Annotated in this window: 11 protein-coding genes and 1 pseudogene; all 12 read right to left on the reverse strand. The window is 41.2% G+C overall.

Features of this window, described 5'->3' with window-relative positions; translation table 11 throughout:
• Positions 1 to 374, reverse strand: a pseudogene (locus HBH39_RS01370) (thioester dehydrase).
• Positions 367 to 1,734, reverse strand: a complete 1,368-nt coding sequence (locus HBH39_RS01375; protein WP_167674899.1) for an AMP-binding protein — start codon at positions 1,732 to 1,734, stop codon at positions 367 to 369. Before HBH39_RS01375 ends, HBH39_RS01370 begins: the two are co-directional and overlap by 8 nt.
• Positions 1,727 to 2,278 carry a hypothetical protein gene (locus HBH39_RS01380; RefSeq protein ID WP_167674901.1) on the reverse strand — a complete coding sequence of 184 codons (552 nt, stop codon included), beginning with the start codon at positions 2,276 to 2,278 and terminating at the stop codon, positions 1,727 to 1,729. The genes HBH39_RS01375 and HBH39_RS01380 overlap by 8 nt, the downstream gene beginning before the upstream one ends.
• Positions 2,278 to 2,526, reverse strand: coding sequence for an acyl carrier protein (locus HBH39_RS01385; RefSeq protein WP_167674903.1), 249 nt, complete (start codon positions 2,524 to 2,526; stop codon positions 2,278 to 2,280). The genes HBH39_RS01380 and HBH39_RS01385 overlap by 1 nt, the downstream gene beginning before the upstream one ends.
• Before the next feature lie 8 nt (positions 2,527 to 2,534).
• On the reverse strand, positions 2,535 to 2,792 hold the full coding sequence (locus tag HBH39_RS01390) for a phosphopantetheine-binding protein (protein WP_167674905.1): 258 nt from the start codon (positions 2,790 to 2,792) through the stop codon (positions 2,535 to 2,537).
• On the reverse strand, positions 2,792 to 3,622 hold the full coding sequence (locus HBH39_RS01395; protein ID WP_167674907.1) for a lysophospholipid acyltransferase family protein: 831 nt from the start codon (positions 3,620 to 3,622) through the stop codon (positions 2,792 to 2,794). Before HBH39_RS01395 ends, HBH39_RS01390 begins: the two co-directional genes overlap by 1 nt.
• Complete coding sequence (locus HBH39_RS01400) at positions 3,615 to 4,343, reverse strand: beta-ketoacyl synthase chain length factor (RefSeq protein WP_167674909.1); 729 nt, start codon at positions 4,341 to 4,343, stop codon at positions 3,615 to 3,617. The genes HBH39_RS01395 and HBH39_RS01400 overlap by 8 nt, the downstream gene beginning before the upstream one ends.
• Before the next feature lie 205 nt (positions 4,344 to 4,548).
• Positions 4,549 to 5,424 (reverse strand): DUF3014 domain-containing protein, encoded by an 876-nt coding sequence (locus HBH39_RS01405; RefSeq protein WP_167674912.1) that lies wholly within the window; start codon positions 5,422 to 5,424, stop codon positions 4,549 to 4,551.
• 113 nt (positions 5,425 to 5,537) lie between these two features.
• Positions 5,538 to 7,613 carry an ATP-dependent DNA helicase RecG gene (recG, locus tag HBH39_RS01410; RefSeq protein WP_167674914.1) on the reverse strand — a complete coding sequence of 692 codons (2,076 nt, stop codon included), beginning with the start codon at positions 7,611 to 7,613 and terminating at the stop codon, positions 5,538 to 5,540.
• Between the two features lie 323 nt (positions 7,614 to 7,936).
• Positions 7,937 to 8,869, reverse strand: coding sequence for a calcium/sodium antiporter (locus tag HBH39_RS01415; protein WP_167674916.1), 933 nt, complete (start codon positions 8,867 to 8,869; stop codon positions 7,937 to 7,939).
• 156 nt (positions 8,870 to 9,025) lie between these two features.
• Positions 9,026 to 10,681, reverse strand: coding sequence for an AMP-binding protein (locus HBH39_RS01420; protein ID WP_167674918.1), 1,656 nt, complete (start codon positions 10,679 to 10,681; stop codon positions 9,026 to 9,028).
• A gap of 264 nt (positions 10,682 to 10,945) precedes the next feature.
• A complete protein-coding gene (locus HBH39_RS01425) occupies positions 10,946 to 11,329 on the reverse strand; it encodes a RidA family protein (RefSeq protein ID WP_167674920.1) in 384 nt (127 codons plus the stop codon).
• Positions 11,330 to 11,336: the final 7 nt, after the last annotated feature.

The raw sequence follows: 11,336 nt of genomic DNA on the forward strand, positions 1-11,336 counted from the left end.
CTACTCGCCTTGCATATTGGTGGATTGTTTTGCCAGTACGATGCGACCAGAGGCGAAGCGCTTATCGGCGTCGTTATATTGAAAAGTTAACTTGGCTTTGCTTGGACTGTGGCTAATAGTTAAATAAACATATTGGTCAGGAAGCAATAATTGTTGAAACTTTAGCACTTCAACACTGGCAACTTGTGGTTCATAACCAAATGCTTTGCAACCAAGTTGAATGGCCCAATCAAGCTGAGTAACACCAGGCAAAACAGCTTGCTCAGGAAAGTGGCCTTTAAAAAAATCTAACTGGGCCCCACAAATATGTACCAAGTGATACTATCACCTTGCTGCTGTTGGCTAATAATGGTCGGTAGTATTGATTTAATCATGGTAAAACAACGAAACCAGCTCTGCTTGAATTCGTTTTCCTTCTGAGTTTTGAGGGATTCTAACCGGGTAACGCCAGCGCCTTGGTAGCGTCACGCGCTCAAACTGGCTGAGTAAATGCTTTTTAATTAGGTTGTTGACAGCTAGTTTACCTTGCTCTGCTAATAAAGCCTGTCCTTCAGGAGTTAATTCAATTATCGCACCTAACATTTGTCTTGGTTGGGTTAAAAATGAAATTGCTGCATCATGAATTAAAGGGTGACTGCATAATAAATGCTCCATTTGCGCCATTGAAATGCGTTTTTCTTCAATTTTAACTATGCGATCTACACGATTAAGTAAATGAAATTGATGTGAGCTGATTAAGTCAATACTGTCGTCGCAGCGATACCATTGGTCACTGTTTTCCAAATAAGGTGATTTGATGCAAAGTACACCGTTATTACCAGTTTGTTTTATGCTAATCGCAGAGAATGTTTGCCAAGGCTCTTGTTGAGTTAATTGTCGTCGATGTGCTATTCCGCCTGTTTCTGTGCTACCAAAAATTTCAATAGGAAGTTGGCCATAACAGTGCAGGATATCATTGGCTGCTTGATAGCTTAACGGACCCCCCGAGCTAAAAATTAAGCTAGGACGATTATTCTGTGGTTGATTTTCAAGTGCTTCTGGTAATCTAGATAATTGAGCCGGGCTACTTACTAAACAGAGGTTTGGCATAATGGCCAAGTAATAGCTTAAGGTTTCAGGGTACTCAATTTGATCGCTTAAAAAGGGCCTTTGTGCTGCCAGAGGCCATAGAATTTTAAACAGTAAGCCGTAAATATGTTGATGAGATACTGTGGCGAGGACTGAGCAGTGTGGTAAATGTGCAGCAAACGTATGATCTAATATCGATACTTCTGCATCCAGTTGAGTGATATTTTTACGAATTGCTTTAGGCTCACCACTACTGCCAGATGTAAATAAAATTAACTCACCAAATTTGGTAACTTTGGGCCACTTACCCGCAGGTAATGCTAGTTCATGTGTCAGCGAAATAAAGGCTTTAATTTCACAAATAGGGCTGTCAGCAATAACAGCATCAAATTGATGATTGAGCTCGCTGATTGTTCCAGGTTGGGTATTTGCTGGTAGAATAATAGTTTTACCAGCAAGAAGCCCTGCGCAAAGCGCAGCTGCAAATAAGTCGCTTTGCTTGGCGGCTAACAACCATCTTTGGCTATTATGGCTAATAAGTTGATGGTAGAGGAAGGCTACCTGGGCAGTAAAACGTTCACTGGTCACAATGTCGTGATGATTGAAACTAATTAATTGCTGAGTATTTGGTCCGTTTTTAAACCAATTGAGTAATAAATTATCCATGTTGTTTTAACCAAAAAGTGCGGTAAATCCATTCTCCACCCAATAACCCGCCAATCAATAAATACGCAATTAAGCCATTATAGATAGTCCATATTGTTATATCGGTAGCCATTGCTGTGTAGAGCGCCATCAAACCGTTAAAGACAAATAATCCACACCATATTTTTGTTACCTTGATTAAATATGGTGTGGCTTGTGAAGGTAAATCAGGTTCTTTTAGCCTTGCTAAGCGTTCAATCAAACTTGGTCCTTGGATTAATGAAAAACCAAACAAGGCCAACATACTCAAATTAATGACAACAGGGTAATACAATAACCAGTCATTACGCTGGGCTATAAAGCTTGCGCCTGTAAGTAATATTCCAATGACTAGCGGCACTAGCATTGGCTTTAATTGATTTTTATTAAGTGATAATCGGATGATTAATAACCCACATAAAATCAAGCCAATTAACCCATTAGGTAAATACTGCAAGCCAAAATAAACGGCAATGGGGTAGCCCATTACTGCGAGTATAGACAGTACTTGCACAAAGGCTTTCATTATTGCTTCATTAAACCATCAATGGCGATTACCACATCATTTACAGTGCGAACAGCTTTAAACTCTTCAGGTTGAATTTTTTTTCCTGTCAATTGCTGTAACTTAATGACTAAATCAACAGCATCAATACTGTCTAAATCTAATTCTTCATATAGGGATGCATCAAGGCTAATATCATCACGCTCAACTTCAAATTCATCGACTAAGATGCCACATAGCATTTCATAAATTTGTTCACTGCTTTGCATGTCGACTCCTAAACTTGCTGTGACTCAATAAAACTTGCCAGACTGGCTACGCTATGAAAATGCGCTTTAGTTGCTTCTGAGTTAGCTTCAATTTTGATATCAAATTGTTTTTTTATTGCTAAACCAAGCTCAAGGGCGTCAATTGAGTCTAAACCTAGGCCTTCACCGAAAAGTGGTGCATTGGTGTCAATATCTTCGATTGTTATATCTTCAAGATCTAAACAATTAATAATTAATTCTTTGATTTCATTATTTAAGTTTTTCATTAATTTTTCTTATTGGTTGTTTGTATTACGGGGGTTACTAATTGTTGTATATAAAATTGTTCAAGTTCTCGGGTGAGTTGCCGGGCTTTTTTTGATTCGCTGTCAGCCAACTCATTGTAATCTTCACAAGAGAAAAGTTTGCCGACTTCAACGGACATATTAATCGTTTGCCGAGGAATTTCATACCATGATTGTTGTTTGGTTAACCCAGCAACATCAGTCCTTAAAACGATAGGTAAAATACTTGTGTTAGTTCGAATGGCAATATTTGCAGCTCCACGAGCAAAAGGGTTAATTATGCGGCCTGTGATTGTTCGTGTTCCTTCAGGAAAAATAATTAAATTGGTGCCGCTATCTAATACCTGCTGACAATCTTGTAACAGTAAGTCAGCCCCTCTATTGGGGATATAGCCTGCGCCAGATAAAATACTACGGATTAATGGGTTACGCCAAAGCCCCTGCTTGACTACACAACTCACATTAGGCATTAAGCTAATGAGCACTACTACATCTACTAGGGTAGGATGATTGGCTATTATAATAGTGTGTTGGCTGTTTACTAATGAAGCTAGGTTTTGTTGTTTAACTTTGATGACACCTGTAAATGTCAGCATCGCGACGAAAAATTTAAACATCAAACTGACGGTTTTTTGTACTCGTGCAACTTGCTTTGCCTTGGAGCCTGATAATAGATAGATGAGCGGTAATATGGTTAGCGAACAAACTAGTCCACCTAGGCCAAAAGTGATATAGCATGCAACACCGCCCAACCATCTAGGAATATAATCAAGGCCAGATAGTTTTTTAGCGGTTACTACGCTATTAGGCATAATGATGTAAATTCCATTGCCAATGACACATTTCACCCTGAATATTCTTTCCTGATGCGATATGGTGGATTAATTCACTCAAGCATATTTTATTGTCGGTAATGTTCGGCTTTGCTGAATCAATCGTTAATTGAGCAATCGCGTTAGCTGATTTTGTTGCGCTTGCATCTAGCACTAAACCTAATGCAATGGGTAATTCGACTTCGTTAATAAACTCATTATAAACAGGCGGTACAGGATCATCACCAAACACTAATAATATAGGTTGTTGATATTGTTTTATTTGTGCAAATGTTTCGATTAATGCTTGAGGTAAGCTTTGTGCGCCAGCGGCAATTGATGTGGAGCAGGCCGTGTTGTTATTAACAATGCCATAAATACCACTGGCAGTATTGTGCACTGATTGGCTAAAAGCCATGGGAGACAGAGGCGTTTTGCTAATCACATCTTCGAGTAAGCCAATAGTACGATTTAATTCGCCATGACGAGAAGCGAACACGCTGCGTAACTGAGTCGCTTGGCACTCAAACGCGACAGTCAACATCATTTTTGTTAACCGACTAAAGCGTCTACGCTGCATTGCAGGCACTTGAACTAGTGAGGGTGAAACTGAATTGAGATCAGAAGATTGATTTGCTGATTGCCAATGGCACCAGCTTTCATTGTCTTGAAAGTCAGGAGTCCATCCTCCCCAAGATAAAATATCGAATGCTAGTTGCACTTCTTTGCCTCTTAAACGCCTAGGAATCCTTTGCTAAGTGTTAATCACAGCAATTCACTTTATCTCGCGTTGCGAAAAGTTATTATTAAATGTCAATTAACGCGGCAATTGTACACTAAAATATTACTAGCAAAAAAGCGATATTGACGAAAAAGCAGCGTTAAGTTTTTGGGCTTACGCTGCTTTTTATTGTTAGTTTTTCGGGCTACTTAGGTAATAGCGGCTGTAATCGCTTAATGGCATTTTTAATTTTACGGGTATTCTCTGGCCCCATTCTAATTAGAAACTTTTGTGCGTTGGGTAGGGCTTCTAAATTGGGGTCAACAAATTGATAGTTGACCGAAATTGAGCTTAATTCAATGGGGTCTTCGATAATCGGGGTATCGGCTATCATGTTAAATGCTTGCTGCATTCTTTGGTCAAAAGACATGTCTGGGTAACCTAACTCATCAAAAGCCTGTTCAAATAGGGGTTTTAGTTCACGGTAAGTTGCAGCAAGCTGCTCATTGTTTAAACCATCAACAAAATCAGCATATAAGTCATAACGGTGATAGCTATCAGGATTTAAGTAGGTTTTATTGGTAATTTCGCTGACGGTGAAGTTAGTTTCAGGGCCTTTGAGTGGGCTGGCTTTGCGGATTAACTCACCTTGTGCCAAATTATCTACAAATACCACAAATTGGCGCGCCATATCTTTTTTCAAAATAAGTGGCTCAATTTTCATGCCATCGGCAACGGTTAGTGCTTTTTTCTCAACAAAATCATCTGATTCTGCTAATGCAGGTAAAGGCTCAACGATTTCTTCTGGCTCACCAAGTGGCACAATGTCACTATCTTCTGCTAATTCATCAACTATAGGTTCTTCAATAGGGATTTGCTCTATAGGCTTCTCGGGTAATATTTCTGGCAGTTGCACCGGTTCAGGTATGCTTGGCTCAACAACCGTTGGCTCATCATTGCTGAGGTAGAGATACCCTGCACCAGCTATTAGCGCAACCGCAACCATGCCGATGACCGTGGCATTGCTACTTTTTTTAGGCGTTGAAACGGGAGTCGCTCTGTCTTCTTGATTCACCTGCATGTTGATTCCTTAGCGTTAAAATGGCGGCAACGGTTAATCTGCGTCTTGTTTACATTGTGCAAGATTGGTTTTCATTGTCTAGGGGCGAATTCAAATATAAACAAAAAATCATCTTAAGCTTGTACGTATTGCTGTCTTTCACCTAACCAGCGCTGGATGATAGCCTCGACATTTTGGGGGGCTTGTTGATGAATATGCACGGCGAGCTTTTGAATGCAGGGAATGAGGTGTTGGTCTCGAATTAAGTCGGCGATTTTAAGCTCCGCTAGACCGGTTTGTTTGGTACCCAATACTTCACCTGGACCACGGATTTCGAGATCTTTTTGTGCAATAACAAAGCCGTCATTACTATTGCGCAGCACTCCTAAGCGTTTAGTAGCTGTGTGCGATAGTGGCGCTTTATAAAGTAAAACGCAGTGGCTGGCAACGGCTCCTCGACCGACTCGACCACGTAACTGATGCAGTTGAGCAAGGCCTAAGCGCTCTGGGTTTTCAATAATCATCAAGCTGGCATTTGGTACATCAACACCCACTTCAATGACAGTGGTTGCTACCAGCAAATTTAACTCACCCGCTTTAAATTTGGCCATAATTTCTTGCTTTTCAGCACTTTTCATTCTGCCATGCACCAAGCCAATTTTAAGCTCTGGTAACAACTCGGTTAGCTCGGCAGCGGTATCTTCAGCAGCCTGGCACTCCAGCACCTCAGATTCTTCAATTAAGGTGCAGACCCAATAAGCTTGCCGGTTATCGTTTATGGCGGCTTGTCTTACGCGCTCAATAACGTCATTACGGCGGCTATCCGATACGGCAACCGTGGTAATTGGTGTTCTGCCTGGTGGCAGTTCGTCGATAATCGAAGTGTCTAAATCGGCGTAAGCTGTCATGGCTAAGGTGCGTGGAATTGGAGTGGCGGTCATGATCAACTGATGTGGATGAAAGCCTTGTTTGACGCCTTTTTCACGTAACCCTAAGCGCTGATGAACACCAAAGCGATGCTGCTCATCAATAATGATTAGCGCGAGTTGGTTAAATTCAACTTGCTCTTGAAATATCGCATGGGTGCCAACGACCATTTTAGCGCTACCTGTTGCGATATCTTCTAATGACTGTGCTCTGGCTTTGCCTTTTAATTTGCCTGCAAGCCAGCCAACTTTTACTCCTAAAGGTTCAAACCACGCTGTAAAATTAGACGCATGTTGCTCGGCTAATAGTTCGGTTGGCGCCATCATCGCTACTTGGTAACCGTTTTCAATGGCTTGCAATGCAGCCATTGCCGCAACTAAGGTTTTACCTGAGCCGACATCACCTTGTACAAGGCGCATCATCGGATGTGGTTGTTGCAAGTCATTCGCTATGTCAGCAACCACTCGCTGCTGTGCGCCGGTCGGCTTAAAAGGTAATTGCTTTAAAAATGGGTTCAGCAGCTGCCCGCTGGCTGCCATAGAGACGGCGTTGTCACGTTGTGCCCGCTGTCTTAGCTGCAACATACTTAAATTATGTGCTAATAACTCTTCTTGGACTAATCTCTGCTGTGCTGGGTGTTGACCTTGCTCTAAGGTAAAAGGATCCACTTGGTTATGTGGCCGATGCAAAATATGTAGTGCTTCATGAAGGCTTAAATTATTGGGTTGCAGACTGGCTGGAATTAATTCTTGTAAGCCGCCTTGATCGAGCATTAATAAAGCTTGATCTGTCAGTTTGATCCAGCTGGCTTGTTTTAAGCCTTCTGTGGTTGGATAAATGGGGGTTAAGGTGTCACTGAGGCTGATGTCTTCTCCGTCGTGAATAATCTTGTATTCTGGATGAACGATTTCAGCATGGTGATTACCACGACGAATTTCACCATATGCACGAATTATCGCGCCTTGTTGCATTGCATTGCGTTGCGCTATTGAGAAATTAAAAAAACGCAGTGTCATGGGGCCGGTATTATCGCGTACATTGCAGACAAGCATTCTGCGGCGACCTTGAATAATTTGGGTAGATTGTATTTCAGCTTCAATGGTGCCATAGCTGCCAAAGGAAAGCGTGGCAATAGGATAGATTTGAGTACGGTCTTCATAGCGCAATGGCAAATGAAACAGTACATCTTGTACGGTTTTAATGCCTAATTTATGTAGCTTATCAGCGACTTTTTTGGCTACACCTTTTAGTTCGGTGATTGGCATTAAATCTAGACGCGACAAATGGAACCTACCCAGTGATTACTGTAAATATATACATGTGTTTTGGCTTATCTTAGCAGAGTTTATCGCTAAGGCAATATTAGGGTTAAGGTGATGAATAGCTTGTGGTAAATCAGCAGGGTTTTGGTTGACAATTTCAAGCCCAGTACAAGCTTCAAACTGTACGTTGTTATTACTGATATCACCATGGCCTAACCGTGTTGCATGAGGGCTAAATTATCGATGGCAATTTTCATCAATCGATCATAATCATCAAACAAAGGTAGAAGTAATTAGGGACTAAAGGTTTTATTACTCCCTAATTACTTGAAAAATCATCTTTATTAGCTAATAACTTGAGCCACAAGGTAACTGGTGTAGCCTAGATATGCTGCAAGTAAAACACCGCCTTCCCGCCGACCAATACGTAAACCACTCCATGCAAATGGCAGTACCATAAAGGCTAAAATCAGCATTACTATAAAATCGATGTCATTAAACCCTTCTGCAGATACCGGATGAATTAACGCGGTTGCTCCTAGAATACCTAAAATGTTGAATAGGTTAGAGCCGACCACATTACCAATTGCAATATCACTTTGGCCTTTTAATGCAGCAATGACTGATGTAACCAGTTCAGGCATACTGGTGCCAATAGCAACAACGGTTAAACCGATTATGACCTCGCTTATGCCAAATAGCTTGGCTAAATCTACCGCGCCATTTACAAATAAAATGCCACCACCAACTAACATGGAAATGCCAATTATAATTAACGTAACTGACAATAAGGGATTTTGCGGGCTGGTATCAACATCAAGATCTTCAGGATTATTTTTGCTATTAAAGTAACTAAAAACTAAATAGCTCACTAATAAGCTAAATAGAATGAAGCCATCGAAAAAACTGACAATACCGTCAAGCAGTAAAAACCACACAAATATCGATGCGCCTATCATGATAGGAATGTCACGTTTAACCATTTGTGATTGAATTTTTATGGGGCGAATAAGCGCCGTTACCGCCAAAATAAGACCAATATTGACAATATTTGAACCAACGACGTTACCTAATGCTATGCCTGGATTACCGGCTAAAGCCGACTTTACACTGACCGCCAGTTCAGGCGCGCTGGTACCAAAAGCGACAATGGTTAAGCCAATAATGAGCGGCGCAATACCTAATCGCAAAGCGACAGCGCTTGCACCACGTACAAGGGCTTCTGCACCCAAGGTTAAAATAACAAAGCCGCCAATAATGGCCAGTACAATCAACATAATAGTCTCTATTTACTTAACGAAGTGGCTAGCACAACAAATTTAACTTAGGCTACGTTTGGTTAACCTAAGTAACTGGCGCGTATACTGTCATATTATGTCAAAAAAATACACGCATTAAGCGTGTATTTTTTCTGGTGACTTAAACTAGTTGAATTAAAGCTCTTCTTCCCAGCGCACCTTGGCTCCGCGAAGGCCCTCAACCTTGGCACTAAAGGCTTTTTCAAGCACATGGCGTTTAATTTTCAAGGTGGGTGTTAATACATCATTTTCAATTGTCCAAGGCTCTTTTACTACCACAATAGCATCAACATGTTCATGAGATTCAAGATTAGGATTAATGCTATCCAGTGTTGCTTTTAATGAGGTGCGCACTTCTTCGCGAGGCTGTAATGTTGCGCCTTCTGAAAGTTGTACTAATGCAATAGGATGCGGTAGGCCTGAACCTATCACGCAGATTAATTCAACATGTGAATCCTGCGCCAGTTTACGCTCAATTGGCACTGGAGCAACATACTTACCTTTAGAGGTTTTGAAATTATCTTTAACGCGACCAGTTATATCGATATAACCATCACTGTCAATTTCACATAAATCACCTGTTTTGAAAAAGCCGTCTTCATCAAAAGCCGCTGCGGTAGCTTCTTCCTGTAGATAGTAACCTTTCATTACGCCAGGGCTTTTCACTAACAGCTCGCCTTCTTCAGTGCGGCGCACTTGGCAACCTTCAATTGGGCGGCCGACCGAACCTATTTTATCGACATTAAAAGGGTAATTTATGATGGAGTAGGCGCAGTTTTCTGTCATTCCCCAGGCTTCACAGATATTCATCCCAATACTGTGATACCACTTAAGTAAGCTTGGCGGAATAGGGGCAGATCCTGAACCTAATAAACGGCAATGTTCTAAACCTAAACCTTTTTGAATTTTACGTTTTACTATACTGCTTATAATTGGCACTTTAAGTAGGAAGTTAAGTTTGCTTTCACCAATTTTATTAATGATGTTGAGGTGGAATAAGGTCCATAAACGCGGTACAGAGAAAAATACTGTCGGCCGACAACGTTGAACGTCAATCACGAAACTATCAAGACTTTCAACAAAAGCAACCGATGAGCCTGAGTAGAACGAAGAGCCTTCCATTGCAACACGTTCAGTAATGTGAGCTAGCGGTAAGTAGGATAAAAGACGGTCTGTTGTATTGGTTTGTAAATCACGCACTACTGCTTCGCAGGTCCAACTATAGTTAGCGAAGGTTTGAATCGCGCCTTTAGGTTTGCCCGTTGAGCCAGAGGTATAAATGATGGTCATGGTTTGATCTGGCTGCGGCGTATCTGCCACAACTAATGGCTGACCTAGATTTAATAGTTGCTCCCAATGATACTGTGCTGGCATGGTGTCATAAGGCATAGCTAAGCGCAGTAACTCACCTGAAACCCCTTCTTCTTGATCTGCCCAATAGTCTAGTTTGCCGATGAAAATGGCCTTGCTGCCACTGTGCTCTAATACATAACGAATGGTATCGGCGTTAGCAGTTGGGTAAATTGGCACACTAATATAGCCACCATGCATTAAGGCTAAATCGGTGATAAACCATTCGGCACAGTTTTTTGATAAAATGGCGACCTTATCGCCTGGTACTAAGCCTAGATGACGCAAGGCTCCAGCAATTTGGTGTACTTTTTGTTGTACTTCTCGCCATGTGTAATCGACATATTTACCGTTAATAGGCTGGCGAAGATAAACTTGGTCGCCTTGGGTGTCTACCCAATGAGCAAGCATTTCAACTGGATTTTTCATGATATTTTCCATCGACAGTTCCGTGTTCATTATTGTTATTTTCGTTACTTGTTAAGAATGAGTATGGCTATATTTGTGACTTGGCGCAAACGATATGCCTAAAATACACCCCAAAACCAAACCTTCTTAATGTGAAGTAACCTAGCAGAATATAGCTTTAAAACAACTTAAAAGGAGTAAAAACTCTAAAAGTGACGTTTTTCAGGTATAAAAAAAGCGCATTGTGCGCTTTTAGTCTATTTACTTCGAAAATATCACCGATAGCTGAATTGGAAATTAAATTTCCATAACGCCATCCATTTCAACCAATGCGCCTTTAGGTAACTCTTTTACGCCGATTGCCGCACGTGCAGGATAGGGTTGATGAAAGTAACGGCTCATGATTTCATTGACGGTAGCAAAGTGAGATAAATCGGTTAAGAAAATATTTAACTTAACAATATCCGCCATCGTGCCGCCAGCAGCTTCGCATACAGCAGTTAAGTTTTCAAAAACTTGTACGACTTGGGCTGAAAAATCATCGCTAACCATTGCCATGGTTATTGGATCTAACGGGATTTGGCCTGATAAATAAACCGTATTACCGACTTTAACCGCTTGTGAATAAGTTCCAATTGCTTGTGGGGCTTTGTCTGTTGCGATGATAATTTTATCTGCCATGATGTTA

The sequence above is a fragment of the Shewanella aestuarii genome (assembly GCF_011765625.1).
GTDB lineage: Bacteria > Pseudomonadota > Gammaproteobacteria > Enterobacterales > Shewanellaceae > Shewanella > Shewanella aestuarii_A.